This window comes from Hymenobacter sp. R533113 (assembly GCF_056835965.1).
In genome coordinates, this window is sequence record NZ_JAKWBD010000013.1 from 565,642 (window position 1) to 579,719 (window position 14,078).

Consider the following 14,078-nt stretch of genomic DNA (forward strand, 5'->3'; position numbering starts at 1 on the left):
CGGCGCCAGAATGACAGAGTTGCAGCGCTCCGTAGCTCCCCAGGGGCAACGGTAGTCCGAAGGTAAGGCTTTGACAAGTGCTATGCCACTCTAGACCATTTGCGCCGCCCCGACAGTTCGGCATAAATGCCCCCAGCACGTAGCCAATCAGGCAGATAATAAGCCTAGCACTTGGATTGAAAAACTTCTATTTTTGGTCTCTGGCGCGGCAATTGTAGCAGCTCTTTGTGTTCAAAAAACGTTGTATGCATCGCTTAACTGGTTTGGCTCTACTGCTTTGGTTATTGGCCACTACAGCTACGTACGCGCAGCAGCCCACGGACCAGCCTTTGCAGGTACGGCCCCTCGCAGGCAAAAAAGCCCCCAGCTACGCCTACGCCCCGATGCGACACCCAGCTTTCCCAACGTAAATCGGGTAGCATACTATCAGGACAAAAAAGCGCTAAAAGAAATTCAGCGAGCGGAAAAGCGCAAAAACTGGACGCAGGCCCGCAAGCTGCTCGAAGCCTACGTGCATCAGTTTGGTATTCAGAATTTCGAAAAAGATACGTCCCTTCTTTGGCGCTTGGCTCAGCTGTGCGAGCGCACAGGCGACGAAGCCCGAGCCAAGGCCTATTACCGGTTGGCCCTTAAGCATCACCGCCAGGATATCACCAAAATTCAGCTCTACTACGACTCGCTAGAACAGAAAACCCAGGACTTGTACGTGCCCCTGAAAACCTATTACGACCTGGTTGAATACCGAAAAAACATCGTCACGTTTCATCCGCCCAAAGGAGTGTATACAAGCATGGGTGACGGCATCAACTCCGATGTGGAAGACTATGGGCCAACATTGAACTCGGAAGCAGGCTTGTTCATCTTCTCTTCTAAACGCAAAACCCGCGGCATTACCACTCCCGTAATCGATGAGGATTTGTACACGTCGCGGAAGGAAGGCGACTATTGGACGGACGCCGAGCCGCTACCCAAGCCTATTAACTCGCCTTACAACGAAGGTTCGGCCTGTATTACGAAAGATGGCCGCACTATCTACTTTGCCCGTTGCGAGTGCCCAAACTGCCACGGCAACTGCGACTTGTTTCAGTCGACCTTTCAGGACGGGCAATGGTCGGTGCCGAAGAGCTTGGGGGCTACTGTGAACTCAACCGCCTGGGATTCGCAGCCTACCTTGTCGCGGGGAGAGGACACGCTTTACTTTGCTTCTGACCGGCTGGGCGGCTTCGGCCTGTCGGATATTTGGTACACCGCCAAGCAAAAAACGGGCAGTGGGGCAAAGCTCAGAACCTGGGCCCCGTAATCAACACGCGTGAAAGTGAGGTCAGCCCTTTCTTTCACCCGCTGTATAATGTGCTGTATTTCAGCTCTAGGGGGCAATTATTGAATTACGGCGACTTCGATATTTATAAAAGTTACCGCGTGCAGGGCCGTTGGCAGGAGCCGCGCAATGTAGGCCCACTGGTAAACGGCAAAGGCTCGGAGTACTACTTCACCATTGATGGCGCCTCCAAGAATCTGTACTACGCCCGCTCAGAGGTGACAGACCTCAAGAATCTTGACCTCTACTCCTTCCCGCTCCCGATGGAGGCGCAGCCGCTGGCAACCACGCACGTAGAAGGTATACTGGCCGACTCGGTGACCAAGAAGCCGCTGGGGGGCATTGTCAGCATTATTGACACCGATGACGGCATTGAGGTGGCCAGCAAATACCTGCGCCCCGACGGCTCGTTTGACTTCGATTTGATTGAAGGCTCGCACTATGTGATGCTCATTCAGAGCCCGGATTTCTTCAGTGTGGAGAAGCAGTTTGAGCTGAAAGGCGACACTATTATGCGTCTGCTCACCAACTCCATCGACTATCGCCTACCCCTGATCTTCCGCAACATCGAGTTCGACCAGGGAAAATCTGCCATCCGGCCACCCATGCACCAGACCCTGGATCAGATTGCGTTGTTCATGGTTGACCACCCTACGTTCCGCCTCAGTATCTCGGGCCATACCGACTCCAGCGGCGACCCTGACGTGAATGTGGCCCTATCGCAAGACCGTGCCCAGGCCATTCGTAATTATATTGAGCAGAAGGGCAAGCTTAAACCCAACCGCATCGATAATACGGGCTACGGCAGCACGCAGCCTTTACGGGAGGAGAAAACCGAAGAGGATAGCCGGTTTAACCGACGAGTAGAGTTTCGATTGATTAAGCCCGAAGTGAACAAAGACGCTGGCGCGGGCTGGTAGCTACCTACTCCTGATTCCTTCCATAACCGAGGCTACTAAAAGTAAGGCGCATTAGCGTCGTGGCAGTCGCACTAGAGGTAAACCACCCACGCTCCGCTGTAACTAGCGCCAGAAACGGGGCTACAAGCTTAGCTTCTGCTCATCGTTGCCGGCCCGAAACAGGGCACTTTGCTTTTTACCACCGCCGTCAAGATTTACGATATTCATCTGATCCTGAAAGGTATCCAGCAGCAGACGGTGGCGCAGGTAGATGGTGGTAGCAGGCTTGGGGGGCATTTTTACGGAGAAGTACACCCAATGCGCATCCTTCTCCTTTTCAATACCTACAAAGCGGAGCGGCAGAGTTTCGCCGGACTTCGTGCCAAAGGCCACCGAACGCTCCAGCAAGGCCGTAGTCAGGCTGGAAACCTGCGCCGGGGTAAGCTTATCGAAAGTAACAGTGTTCGGCTGGCCGACACTGAGGCCTTTCTCGAAATCGTCGGTAAACACCTTCAGGGCTACTTCCAGCTGCTGCTTTTTCGGATTGTACTGCACGTCCATGATGCTCGCATGGTAGGCGTGCGCCATGGCAGCGAAGCTAAGCAGACATAAAGCGCAGAAAACGAGCAGGTGACGCATACAGATCCGGAAGTTATAAACAAAAATAGAACGAAGGCGGCCTCCGTTCTATCTAGGTCTCAAGACGATGAATAAGTTCTAAAACAGCGTTTTGAACAGGTCGTTAAAGATGACGAACACCATCAGGCTCAGCAGCAAAGCCATGCCCACTTTCTGGGAGTTTTCGAGAAACTTGTCCGAAGGCTTGCGGCCCGATACCATTTCATACGTCAGGAACATGACGTGGCCGCCGTCGAGGGCCGGAATGGGCAGCAGGTTCATGAAGGCCAGCACCATGGACAGCATGCCCGTTAGGGTCCAGAACTTTATCCAGTTGAAGGTGCCGCCGTAGGTTTGAGCAATGGCCATCGGTCCGCCTAGCGACTTGCTGGCCGACGCTTCACCCCGGAAAATCTTTCCAAATGCCTGCACCTGGTTGCTCACAATGCCAAATGCTTGGGAAGCGCCCGCCGGAATGGCTTCAATGAAGTTGTAGTCCTTAGTCGAGTATTGGAGCAACGACTTGGGCAGGAAGCCAAGCGTTCCTTCCTCCTCAACATTAGCGGTAAGAGTAATAGGTTGGCTGTTACGCTGCACTAGTAAAGCGGTAGCCTTACCGGCATTGTCTTTTAGGGCTTGCTGAAGCTCGGGGAAAAAGTTGATTTCCCGGTCGCCAACGCGCAAAATACGGTCGCCGGGCTGCAAACCTGCTTTGGCGGCGGCGCGGCCGGCTACTACTTCGCCCACCTCAAAAGGATTGAGTGGCTCTACAAAGCGGGCAGGATCATTTTGGTTGTCGGACAAGCGGTCCATGAAGTCCACAGGTAGCTTTATATCAAGCAGTTGACTGTTGCGCTCCACGGTATAGTAGCTCTGGTTGCCCATCACCACTTCCGGGTCGTACACATCGTCGAACTGCTCGAAAGGGCGGCCGTTGATTTTTACGATTTTGTCGCCTTTGCGGAAGCCTATCTCTTCGCCCAACTTGCTGGGTACCACGCCAAAACGCACTTCTGAAGCCGGCAGATAGCTCTGTCCGTACTTGGCCGTAAGAATGGTGAAGATGAGTATACCAGTGAGCACGTTTACAATAATGCCCCCCAGCATCACAATCAGGCGCTGCCAGGCTGGCTTAGCCCGGAACTCATAAGGCTGCGGCTCCTGGCTCATCGCTTCCGTGTCAAGCGACTCGTCGATCATGCCCGTAATCTTAACAAAGCCCCCCAGGGGCACAGCGCCAATCATGTACTCGGTTTCGCCTATTTTTTTGCCGAATAATTTCGGTGGGAAGCCAATGGCAAATTTCTCCACCCGCATCCCAAACCACTTGGCCGATAGCATATGCCCCATTTCGTGCACGCCCACCAGAATCGTCAGCCCCAGAATGAGCTGCCCGGCCATTATTAGAATATCCAAAGCTTTTTGTTTTTACAGAGTTAAGAAAATCGGTGGTCTGTGCTACCCATTGTCCGTCAAGGGGACTTTATAAAAGCGCAAGTCAAGCGGTTGCAGTGTGAGCAGTACTAGTACTTCGATGGCACTGCAACGAAGCGGTAGCGGTGCTTCGTTCCGCGCGGCTGTACTTAGAATGACACGGGTTTTTGGGTTAATGTTTTAAAAATTCCTGCGCCACGCGGCGCGTTTCCTGGTCGGTTTGCACGTAGTCGTCCAGCGCTGGCTCGGCAAGGTACGAAACCTTCGACAGGCAGTTTTCGACCAGGTCGGGCATTTGCAGAAAACCGATGCCATCGCGCAGAAAAGCAGCCACGGCCACTTCGTTGGCGGCGTTGAGAATACAGGGAGCATTTCCGCCCCGACGCATAGCTTCGAAGGCCAGCGGCAGGTTGCGAAAGGTGCTCTGGTCGGGTTGCTCGAAGGTAAGCTGGGGATAATCGAGAAAGGAGAAGCGCGGGTATTTGCTGGGCAAACGCTCTGGGTAGCCCAAAGCGTATTGAATCGGCAATTTCATATCAGGTAAGCCGAGTTGGGCTTTCAAGGAGCCATCCTCGAACTGCACCAGCGAGTGAATAATGCTCTGCGGATGCACTACTACCTCAATCTGGTCGTCGCGCAGGCCGAACAGCCATTTGGCCTCGATTACCTCCAGGCCTTTATTCATCAAGGAAGCGGAGTCGATGGTGATTTTGGCCCCCATATCCCAATTGGGATGCTTCAGTGCCTGCGCCTTCGTCACGGTGGCCAGCTCCTGCATAGTGCGCCCCCGAAAAGGCCCCCCAGAGGCCGTGAGAATAATTTTCTCAATCGGATTTTGCTCCTCTCCTACCAAACACTGAAAAATAGCCGAGTGCTCGGAATCCACTGGATACAGGCCCACGCCGTACTTTTCGACTAGGCCTGTAATGAGTTGGCCGGCTACTACCAGGGTTTCTTTGTTGGCTAGAGCAATCGTTTTGCCGGCCTGAATGGCACGCACAGTGGGCAGCAAGCCAGCATAACCTACCATCGCCGTGAGCACAATGTCGGTATCAGGGCGGCTCGCTATTTCTTCTAATGCCGCAACGCCCGCCAGCACTTCCGTTGGTTGCCCAGCCAGCGCACTTTTAACGGTTTGGTAATGCTTTTCTTCGCCAATAACGACGGCAGCCGGCTGAAACTCCAGCGCCTGCTGAATCAATAAATCGGCATTGGAGTGGGCCGAAAGCGCCGAGATAGTAAACCGGCTCGGCTGGGAGCGTACCACGTCCAGGGCCTGGGTGCCAATGGAGCCAGTAGAGCCGAGTAGGGTAAGACGTTTGGGTGGGTGGGACATGCTAAGCGGTGACGTGGGTCAGCAAAGGTAAGACAAGGCGGTAACCTCAAGGGCTAGTTTTTCGAGTGGATGCAATACACAATATAGACGGTCAGGCGGAGCGCAACGAAGCATCTGGCGTGCTTCGTTGCGCTCCGCCTGACCGTCTATATTATAAGGTCTTACCCATATTGTTTTCTATATCAGCCGTGCTAAAACGCAGCACTATTGCACACCAAGAACACGCACTACTTTCCCATTAAACACCAATTCGTCCCCTGCCCGCTTCCCACTCATTGCCACCGCCACCGGCGCCGCAGCTGATACGGCGAAGTAGTCTTTGCCTTCCACGCTCAGCTTGCCGGCGCTGATACTGATAAAAAGCCCCCCAGGCTGGTTTCGACTAGCGCTCCGGGTCGCACGGTATCGCAGGCTTGCTCGGGGTTGATGCGCGCCAGCTCGGCTTGCAGGTTCTGGGCTTCGCGGAGCTGCACGGCGTTGCGGTTGCGCTCCTCCTGGGCCATGGCGCGGCCAGTTTCGTACTTGTCGCCGGCGCTGCTCTTGGTTTCAGAGTTGGCCGATTCCTGGGCGGCTTGCATGGCCTGGGTGGCAGCGGCTATCCGCTCGTGGACGTAGGCGAGGCAGGCGGCGTGGAGGTGGGGTTTTGTTAACTTATTTGGGCTTTCCATTCAATAGTGTCTTGCTGCTCATTCTCCCAACTAACTAGCTTAAGCCCTAAATTATTAATTGAAGCCGCTTCTGCTAAAATTGAAAATTCTACCCGGTATTGGTTGGGTAAGCGCTCTTGATTATCAATAATTATATAAAGAGCAGTGTGCCCTTGATAATCGTAACAGTAAGCTTTAATTTCTATAAAGCATGGGCCGTAGACTTCATCGTTGCCCTCTTGAAACAATACTTCATGAGCAGTATTCATTGGCAAGCCCATTAACGACTTACCAAAGTTTTTGAATGTATCCATGTAACCAAAAAAGCTTATTGATTGACGAATCCAGCCTGTGGAAACAGTTAAATCAAACGTGCAATAATTACCGTAATCTATACTAGCACTAATTTTTATCGTGTCTTCTGTCATTTCCGCTTCATCTATTGGTGGCTTTGATAAAATCGGTACACCCCGATAATCCGCTTAAAAATCCCACTCCACAAACAAAAAATTCTCCGGTTGCAGTCCTGCCCGTAAACCTGCTTCCAGCCATAGCGGCTGCGTGGCTTGCAGCCGGTCTTTCTTGTGGCGTTTTAACTCAGCAAATACTATCGTTTCATTGTGCCAACCCAGCACATCCCAGCATCCACCATAGCGGCCTTTGTTATGGACAGCAATTGATGCCAGCAACTCAGCTACCCAAGTATCCGTCAGCGGCTGGTGTTGCTGCTGTTTCAGCGGAGCATCAAGCCAATTAGTCAACAAGTAGGGACCATTGGCCGGAGCGGCATAGGTTTCCACCCACCGCGCATCCCAGCCCGACAGCCGGAGCAATTCATATACGCACAACTCCGCGAACATTGGGCGTCCACCGAAATCTATGAGGGGCTTATGACTGAAGTGATGCGTAAGCGGCGCGCCGGTCCACGGTCGCAGGCGCAGTTTTACTTTCGGAATAGCGACCAACTGACCAGCGACTAAAATGCTTTCGGTGGCGGTGGGACGAAGTAAGCTGGGATACTCAGTCACTAGCCTACTTTTTATCCTTCAATTTAATTACCCGAATGGCCTTTTGCATACGCGGCATTTCCGTTGGGTAGTTACCCAGCTTCGCCTGTTCCTCGAAATAGACTTTGCGACGTAGATACTCCAGGTGTTCCAGCCTTTCCTCCACCGTTCTGCCGTGCCAATAAGCCGGATCGTCCGTGTCGTGATTCAGCGGAGTTTTGTCCGGTTCGTTTGTCGGTTTCATAGCCCAAGATAAGGCTTTTACCCCGCGCTGACCAACCCTTCCGCCACCGCCCGGTCGTTGCTCAGGCGCGGTACTTTATTTTGCCCCCCAAGCTTGCCCAAACCCTTCATGTACCGCTGAAACGCCCCCCGAGGCAAGCTCGTGAGCCTGAGAGGAACCAGAATATTGCCCCCCAGCAAGTCATCGTAATAGGTATTGCGGCGGCGCAGGCCGGCATCCAAGGCGGCGGAGAAAGCAGCCGTATCGCGCGGCGGGCGGGCAAATTCCATCAGCCATTCGTGCTGGGAAGGCTCGTTGGGCGTGGTACTCACGCGGGGCGCGACGGTGAACTCTACTACTTCCACCTCTGCGAATTGAGCCATGACTTCGCGCAATGTTTGTTCTACTTCTTCCCCGATAACGTGTTCCCCGAAGGCCGACAGGAAATGCTTGATGCGGCCGCTTACCACCACGCGGTGGGGTGAAAGGCTCACAAAGCGCACCGTGTCGCCGATGCTGTAGCCCCATAGGCCGGCATTGGAGTTGAGCACTAAAGCATATTGCTTATCCAACTCCACATCGGCAATGGTGAGGCGAGGCGGATTGGGCTCGAAAAACCGCTCAGCGGGGATGAACTCGAAGAAAATCCCAGCGTCGAGCAAGAGCAACAGGCCGGGGTTGCCGGGCTCGTCCTGAAAAGCCAGGAAGCCTTCGGAAGCAGGAAACAGCTCAATACTATCAACCGGCCGACCAATAGTTTCGAAGAGCTTCGCCCGGTACGGCTCGAAGTTGACACCACCATATACAAATAGGTCGAAGTCCGGAAATATATCCTTGATGGGTCGGCCGGTGCGCTGCACAAGGCGGTCGAAGTACATCTGTACCCAAGGCGGAATCCCTGAAATAAGACTCATCGGCTGTGCTACCGTTTCATCTACGATGCGGTCGAGCTTCTGCTCCCAATCTTCGATGCAGTTGGTGGTATAGCTGGGCAACTGGCTGCGGCGCAGGTAGGCCGGCACATGGTGATTGGCGATACCCGATAAGCGCCCCGTCCGAATCCCGTTAACTATGCTCAGCTCCGGACTGCCGGACAAAAACATCAGCTTGCCATCCAGAAACTGCGCTTTGCCCGTGCGGTGTACATAGGTAAGCAGAGCATCGCGGGCCCCATTGATGTGGTTAGGAATGCTGGCGGTGGTAATCGGAATATACTTGGTGCCCGAGGTAGTGCCGCTGGTTTTGGCCAGATACAAGGGGCGGCCAGGCCAAAGCACGTCGGCCTCTCCCTCCTGCACCCGTTGAAAATAGGGGCTTAACGCCTCGTAATCGCGCACGGGTACCTGAAAAGCCAAGTGGGTGGCGTTGCTGACACTCCTAAGGTCATGGTCGCGGCCGAAAGCAGTAGTCTGGGCTTGACTGATCAAGTTTGCTAGCACACGCTGCTGCGTAGTAATCGGGTACCGCAGCCACTGCTGGTAGCGATGGTGCAAGAGGGCTGCGAGAGGTCGGCTGAAAGCGGCCTTGAGGGCCATAAATAAGCAATAAGGATTCCTGAAATAACTACGTAGCTGAAGTCAGCACGCTGTACCGATAAATACGTACGAATTTGGATAAGACAAGTACTAATCTAGGAGCAAATTATCGGATTAATTTATCCTAATCGCTCAACGGGCTACGCAATGAGGTAATAACTACCGCTACTGCGGGAAATTGCCCCCCAAAGCTCCAAATTTGCTAGCTACCACAACCCAACGTCCATTTTATAAGTTGGTAGACTATAACTACCCATTTTCACCCCTTACTACTCCCATCATGGCAGATCACGCAGGTAAAGCCGTTTGGAACGGCGACCAGAAAGGCAGCGGCACCCTCACCACCCAAAGCGGTGCGCTAAACGCGCCATATTCGGTAGGCAGTCGTTTTGAAGGCAAGCAGGGCACAAATCCGGAGGAGCTGGTAGGTGCGGCGCACGCGGGCTGCTATACCATGTTCTTAGCTATTCAGCTCAGCAAAGCCGGCGCGCAGGTGCAGCAGCTCAACACCGAATCGAAGGTGACGATGGATACAGTAGATGGCAAGCCCAAAGTCACTAAGATTCACGTCACGACGGAAGGTCAGGTAAGCGGAATTACCCCCGAAGACTTCCAGAAGCACGCTGAAGATGCCAAGCTGAACTGCCCTATTTCGCAGCTCCTGCAAGCTGTACCCGAGATGATCTTAAGCGCAAGTCTGAAGTAAGTGTTGCTGGTGATAAAGCTTGTTGGCCATTCCAGCAGACGATTATTACTGAGCAACTAAAAACCGGTAATGCCCACAGCCTTGCCGGTTTTTAGTTTACTTTGTTTTTTGCCGAACTACCTGTTCTTTCTATGCCCGCTACTTCTACCCGCATTCGTCTGCAACCAGCCAATACCTCGCGTGTCCCGTTTTGGGGTCAGGTGCTCATTGCCTGCTTTTGGATTGCTTACACCTTGTTTTCTATGTCGTCGGATGATGGTCTGAACGACTATCACTTCCTGCACTGGGTGTTTCTGGCGTTTAGCTTCGTGTATCTGGGCTACGTGCTGGTGCATAATGCACCCATCTTTGGCACTCAGAGCTACCTGGAGTTTACACCTGGCTACATTGTACACAAGGGCGGTTTGTTTCGGGCTAAGCAGGCTTTCGCCGCCGAGGATATTGCCAGCCTGGAGTTTGTGGCCCAGCAGCTCCGCATTAAGCTCAAAGCTGGTGACCAGTATAATCTGAGCATGCGCGAAGTAAGAGGCACCCGCCGCAAACGTACTCTGCGCGACCAGGTTCGCGCATTTGCTCAGCAGCACCAAGTACCCCTGCGCGATGCCCAGCCCAATGCCTAAGCATTTGTTTGCAATAAAAAAGCCCCCCAAACTAGTTTGGGGGGCTTTTTTTGCGAGTAAAATATGTGGTTTAAGAAACGTTGGGATGTAGCGCGAACTTTTAGTTCGCGTATCGTTGCGGGCATTGGTATGAAAAAGCTTCTGACTTCCATCATTCAACGAAACGCGAACTAAAAGTTCGCGCTACAAACAACGAGTTGCCAAGCTGGAGCTTGGGGTTACTTGCCGGCGAATTTCTTGCGTAGCTCCGCAATGGTGCTGCGAAAGCTTTTGTCGCTATCAATCAGGTCCGATACGGTTTGAACGGAGTGGATGACGGTGCTGTGGTCGCGGCCGCCAAAGTTGTGACCGATGCTTTTGAGGGAGTGGCTGGTGTGCTCCTTCGCAAAATACATAGCCACCTGCCGGGCCGTCACAACTTCTTTCTTGCGGGTTTTGGCCTTCAGCAAATCAACCGGAATGCTGAAATACTCGGCTACCGTTTTCTGAATGAAATCAAGGTTTACTTCGGCTTCTACCTCTTCGATAATGTGGCGCAACGCTTGCTTGGCCATTTCCAGGTCAATCTCGCGACGGTTGAGGCTACTTTGGGCGACCAGTGAAATCAGTACGCCTTCGAGCTCGCGCACGTTGGTGTTCACGGAGTGGGCCAAATACTCCACTACCTGCGGCGGGATATCGATGCCATCCTGCTGCATTTTGTTCTGAATGATAGCCATACGCGTCTCGAAGTCCGGGCTCTGCAAATCAGCCGTAAGCCCCCACTTGAAGCGAGATAAGAGCCTATCCTCCAGACCATTTAGGTCGCGCGGGGGCCGGTCGGAGGTCATTACAATCTGACGGCCGGCCTGGTGCAGGTGATTGAAGATGTGGAAGAACATCTCCTGGGTTTTATCCTTGCCCGACAAAAACTGCACGTCGTCCAGAATCAGAGTATCGACCAACAGGTAGAAGTTGGCAAAGTCCTGCACCGCGTTGCTGCGCAGGCTCTCGATAAACTGATTCGTAAACTTCTCCGCCGACACGTAGAGCACGAACTTATCGGGCGTGGTAGCCTTGACGTGGTTGCCGATGGCTTGCACCAAATGCGTCTTACCCAAGCCTACGCCGCCATAAATCATCAGCGGATTGAAGCTGGTAGTGCCGGGCTTATTGGCCACAGCCAAACCCGCCGAGCGGGCCAACCGGTTACAGTCGCCCTCAATGTAGTTCTCGAAGGAATACGTGTGATTAAGCTGCGACTTCAGGTAATTCCGGTCAATACCCTTGGCGGCCTCAAACGGGTTCCGGAGCGTGTCGGGGTTGGTAGGTGCACTGGCGGCAGCGGCCACATTGCGGGCGCTGGCCGTTTGAGCGCTGGCGGCCATCTGGGCAACGCTATTATTTCCGGGTGTAGGATAAGCGGCCTTGCGGGCCGTCGGAATATTTACCGTCCGCGGCTTCGATTGGCCGTTGCCCTGATCAACTACAATGCTGTACTCTAAGCGACCTTCGTGGCCTAGCTCCTGGTAGATACTTTTCTTGAGCACATCCACGTAATGCTCCTCCAGCCATTCATAAAAGAACTGGCTGGGCACCTGAATAATCAGGACATTATGGTGGAGCTGCACCGGCACGATGGGTTCGAACCACGTGCGGAAGCTCTGCTCACCAATGTTTGCCTTGATGACGCGAAGACAGTTAGCCCATACGGTTTGGCAATCCTTCAGCATCAATTAAACAGGGCAAAAGCAACAGGTGCAGGATAGGAGACGAGGGTCAGAGCACGGGGCAACCGGGCCCCGATTTTATTAGGGGGAGACAAAAATGTGGAAAAGTCAGGACACAAAAAAACGCTCGACTCCTTGCTTTTGTCAGGCCGTTCGCACGGGTACTACCGAAGCCAATGCCACCGAAGGCCGCCGCGACTTACGCTCGAACTCATAGTCGATACGGCCGAGGTTAATTCCTGACCAACCAACCTGATTAATCAGCGTCCGGTGGCCGTTAGGACCATCGATCGGCACGGGCGCATCAAGGAAGGTGTGGGTGTGACCACCTAAAATCAAGTCGATACCAGCCACTTGCGCAGCTAGTTTATGATCATCAACTTTTTCATTTTTATACTGATACCCTAAGTGTGACAGGCAAATAACCAAATCGCAACGCTCGGTGTCGCGCAAACGGGCCACGGTGGTACGCGCCGTAGTGATGGGGTCGAGATACACGGTTTTGCCAAAATTTTTATCGGCCACCAAGCCCGCCATTTCAATACCCAAACCAAAAACCCCAATGCGATGGCCGGCTTTCGTGAACACTTTATAAGGCTGAAAACGACCCGCCAGCGGTGTTTGCGAGAAGTCGTAGTTGGCTATCAGAAAAGGGAAGTTCGCGTTAGGCAATTGCTTGGCTAGTCCTTCCAGGCCGTTATCAAAATCATGATTGCCGAGGGTGCCGGCATCGTAGCCCATCTGCGACATGAGCTTGAACTCCAGTTCCCCTTCGAAGAAGTTGAAGTACGGCGTACCCTGAAACACGTCGCCCGAGTCGAGCAGCAGTACGTTGGGCTCCTGGGCCCGGATTTGCTGGATCAGCGTAGCCCGCCGCGCCATCCCACCCATGCCCGCAAACTGCCCACTGCCTTCCGGAAAGGGCTCAATGCGCGAGTGCATATCGTTGGTATGCAGAATGGTAAGGCGTGAGCCCTTGGCATCGGCGGCCATTGCTGGCATACCCAGCAGGCTCAGGCTAGCGGCGCCAAGGGTCGAGTTTTTTAGAAAGTCGCGACGGTTCATAGGTTTCATTTAACAGTTACCAATTAACAGTTAACAGTTGTTCTGTAACTAATTGGCACACATTTGTTTGGAGGAAATAGTACGCTAGCTGTTAACTGATAATTGTTAAATGACTCTCACGCGGCCCTCTACTTTGGCCTCCACGGGTTTGCCTTCTTTGGTAAGCTGACGAATGTGGTCCGCAATAGCATTGCGCAGCAGTACGCCGGTGCCTCGGGGCTTAATCGTTTTGAAGAACACCATATTATCACCGCCCCCCGCCAAGTAGTCAGAAATAGCGACCGTGTATGCTTTAGTTGGATTAAAGGGCTTACCACCAATCAGGATATTGGTTAACTTGCCATCGGCGCTTACCGAATAAGTAGCCCCTGAAAGAGCCATTTTGATACGAGCTGAGTAATCGAATAACTGCCGCATTACCGGACCTGGCACATCCAGAATCACTAGTTCGTTTTCGAAAGGCATCAGCTCAAAAATGCCCCCCAACATAAGCGGACCGGCAGGTATGTTGGCTCGCAGTCCACCATTGGTCATTACACCTACGTCAATGGGTTTGCCCGTGACGGCAGCAGCCCGTTGACGCTGAATATCAGCCACGAAGTTAGCCAGCGGCGACTCCCCTACGTTTTTAGTGATGGCTACTGGCACCGTACCTATCACTTCTTTCATTTGCTGCGTTACCTTCTGCTGGTAGGGCTCGATGAGGGCCGCTATTTTGGGGTCAGGGAGCAATGTCTGGCCTACGGGCTGTGCCGTGGTAGGGGCCAATGTGGGCTTAGCCACGTAAGCCCCGCGCTGACAGGCTGGCGTTACAGTAACGGCAAGAAACAGACCGAAGCCAATGACACGGGAGCGGAGAAAATGCATAAAAACAGCAAAAGGCGAAGAGACGGATTGCAAAGATAACGCTGGTCTTTGTGCTTTTGCCCAATCCCATTGTGGAAGTACCTTGAACAGCACT

At 53.2% G+C, this 14,078-nt stretch carries 15 protein-coding genes; 4 read left to right on the top strand and 11 right to left on the bottom strand.

The window, feature by feature from the left end:
• The first annotated feature begins 241 nt into the window (after window positions 1-241).
• Both MKZ35_RS11455 and MKZ35_RS11460 read left to right on the top strand, forming a co-directional pair.
• A complete protein-coding gene (locus MKZ35_RS11455; RefSeq protein ID WP_482513418.1) occupies window positions 242-1,300 on the top strand; it encodes a hypothetical protein in 1,059 nt (352 codons plus the stop codon).
• Window positions 1,240-2,238, top strand: a complete 999-nt coding sequence (locus tag MKZ35_RS11460) for an OmpA family protein (protein ID WP_482513419.1) — start codon at window positions 1,240-1,242, stop codon at window positions 2,236-2,238. The genes MKZ35_RS11455 and MKZ35_RS11460 overlap by 61 nt, the downstream gene beginning before the upstream one ends.
• 120 nt (window positions 2,239-2,358) lie before the next feature.
• Here MKZ35_RS11460 and MKZ35_RS11465 read toward each other — a convergent pair whose 3' ends face one another.
• The 8 genes from MKZ35_RS11465 to MKZ35_RS11500 all read right to left on the bottom strand — a co-directional run bounded on the left by MKZ35_RS11465 (window position 2,359) and on the right by MKZ35_RS11500 (window position 9,017).
• Window positions 2,359-2,856: a DUF6702 family protein gene (locus MKZ35_RS11465; RefSeq protein ID WP_482513420.1), complete on the bottom strand. Its 498-nt coding sequence runs from the start codon at window positions 2,854-2,856 to the stop codon at window positions 2,359-2,361.
• Between the two features lie 78 nt (window positions 2,857-2,934).
• Window positions 2,935-4,251, bottom strand: a complete 1,317-nt coding sequence (gene rseP / locus MKZ35_RS11470; RefSeq protein WP_482513421.1) for an RIP metalloprotease RseP — start codon at window positions 4,249-4,251, stop codon at window positions 2,935-2,937.
• A 190-nt stretch (window positions 4,252-4,441) separates the two neighbouring features.
• Window positions 4,442-5,605, bottom strand: a complete 1,164-nt coding sequence (locus tag MKZ35_RS11475; protein WP_482513422.1) for a 1-deoxy-D-xylulose-5-phosphate reductoisomerase — start codon at window positions 5,603-5,605, stop codon at window positions 4,442-4,444.
• A 332-nt stretch (window positions 5,606-5,937) separates the two neighbouring features.
• On the bottom strand, window positions 5,938-6,273 hold the full coding sequence (locus MKZ35_RS11480) for a 3-oxoacyl-ACP synthase (protein ID WP_482513423.1): 336 nt from the start codon (window positions 6,271-6,273) through the stop codon (window positions 5,938-5,940).
• A complete protein-coding gene (locus tag MKZ35_RS11485; RefSeq protein ID WP_482513424.1) occupies window positions 6,252-6,680 on the bottom strand; it encodes a hypothetical protein in 429 nt (142 codons plus the stop codon). The genes MKZ35_RS11480 and MKZ35_RS11485 overlap by 22 nt, the downstream gene beginning before the upstream one ends.
• 54 nt (window positions 6,681-6,734) lie before the next feature.
• On the bottom strand, window positions 6,735-7,280 hold the full coding sequence (locus MKZ35_RS11490) for a hypothetical protein (RefSeq protein ID WP_482513425.1): 546 nt from the start codon (window positions 7,278-7,280) through the stop codon (window positions 6,735-6,737).
• Window positions 7,281-7,284: 4 nt separating this feature from the next.
• Complete coding sequence (locus MKZ35_RS11495) at window positions 7,285-7,503, bottom strand: hypothetical protein (RefSeq protein WP_482513426.1); 219 nt, start codon at window positions 7,501-7,503, stop codon at window positions 7,285-7,287.
• Window positions 7,504-7,520: 17 nt separating this feature from the next.
• Window positions 7,521-9,017, bottom strand: coding sequence for a GH3 family acyl-acid amido synthetase (locus MKZ35_RS11500; RefSeq protein WP_482513427.1), 1,497 nt, complete (start codon window positions 9,015-9,017; stop codon window positions 7,521-7,523).
• Window positions 9,018-9,297: 280 nt separating this feature from the next.
• On the opposite strand from MKZ35_RS11500, the gene MKZ35_RS11505 reads away from it, so the two are divergent.
• Both MKZ35_RS11505 and MKZ35_RS11510 read left to right on the top strand, forming a co-directional pair.
• Window positions 9,298-9,723, top strand: coding sequence for an OsmC family peroxiredoxin (locus tag MKZ35_RS11505; RefSeq protein ID WP_482513428.1), 426 nt, complete (start codon window positions 9,298-9,300; stop codon window positions 9,721-9,723).
• Between the two features lie 131 nt (window positions 9,724-9,854).
• The gene (locus tag MKZ35_RS11510) at window positions 9,855-10,343 is read left to right on the top strand and encodes a hypothetical protein (protein ID WP_482513429.1); all 489 of its coding nucleotides are present in this window, start codon (window positions 9,855-9,857) and stop codon (window positions 10,341-10,343) included.
• 218 nt (window positions 10,344-10,561) lie between these two features.
• On the opposite strand, the gene dnaA is transcribed toward MKZ35_RS11510, so the two are convergent.
• From dnaA to MKZ35_RS11525, 3 genes are all read right to left on the bottom strand, one after another.
• Complete coding sequence (gene dnaA, locus MKZ35_RS11515; protein WP_482514737.1) at window positions 10,562-12,055, bottom strand: chromosomal replication initiator protein DnaA; 1,494 nt, start codon at window positions 12,053-12,055, stop codon at window positions 10,562-10,564.
• A gap of 141 nt (window positions 12,056-12,196) precedes the next feature.
• The gene (locus MKZ35_RS11520; RefSeq protein ID WP_482513430.1) at window positions 12,197-13,117 is read right to left on the bottom strand and encodes a bifunctional metallophosphatase/5'-nucleotidase; all 921 of its coding nucleotides are present in this window, start codon (window positions 13,115-13,117) and stop codon (window positions 12,197-12,199) included.
• Between the two features lie 105 nt (window positions 13,118-13,222).
• Entirely contained in the window at window positions 13,223-13,984 is a 762-nt protein-coding gene (locus tag MKZ35_RS11525) for a 5'-nucleotidase C-terminal domain-containing protein (protein WP_482513431.1), read from the bottom strand.
• Between the last annotated feature and the right edge of the window lie 94 nt (window positions 13,985-14,078).

Excerpts from the sequence above, each read along its gene's own strand:
- MKZ35_RS11465 (WP_482513420.1), bottom strand. The coding sequence starts at position 2,856 with ATGCGTCACCTGCTCGTTTTCTGCGCTTTATGTCTGCTTAGCTTCGCT.
- MKZ35_RS11475 (WP_482513422.1), bottom strand. The coding sequence starts at position 5,605 with ATGTCCCACCCACCCAAACGTCTTACCCTACTCGGCTCTACTGGCTCC.
- MKZ35_RS11480 (WP_482513423.1), bottom strand. The coding sequence starts at position 6,273 with ATGGAAAGCCCAAATAAGTTAACAAAACCCCACCTCCACGCCGCCTGC.
- MKZ35_RS11485 (WP_482513424.1), bottom strand. The coding sequence starts at position 6,680 with ATGACAGAAGACACGATAAAAATTAGTGCTAGTATAGATTACGGTAAT.
- MKZ35_RS11495 (WP_482513426.1), bottom strand. The coding sequence starts at position 7,503 with ATGAAACCGACAAACGAACCGGACAAAACTCCGCTGAATCACGACACG.
- MKZ35_RS11500 (WP_482513427.1), bottom strand. The coding sequence starts at position 9,017 with ATGGCCCTCAAGGCCGCTTTCAGCCGACCTCTCGCAGCCCTCTTGCAC.
- MKZ35_RS11505 (WP_482513428.1), top strand. The coding sequence starts at position 9,298 with ATGGCAGATCACGCAGGTAAAGCCGTTTGGAACGGCGACCAGAAAGGC.
- MKZ35_RS11510 (WP_482513429.1), top strand. The coding sequence starts at position 9,855 with ATGCCCGCTACTTCTACCCGCATTCGTCTGCAACCAGCCAATACCTCG.
- dnaA (WP_482514737.1), bottom strand. The coding sequence starts at position 12,055 with ATGCTGAAGGATTGCCAAACCGTATGGGCTAACTGTCTTCGCGTCATC.
- MKZ35_RS11520 (WP_482513430.1), bottom strand. The coding sequence starts at position 13,117 with ATGAACCGTCGCGACTTTCTAAAAAACTCGACCCTTGGCGCCGCTAGC.
- MKZ35_RS11525 (WP_482513431.1), bottom strand. The coding sequence starts at position 13,984 with ATGCATTTTCTCCGCTCCCGTGTCATTGGCTTCGGTCTGTTTCTTGCC.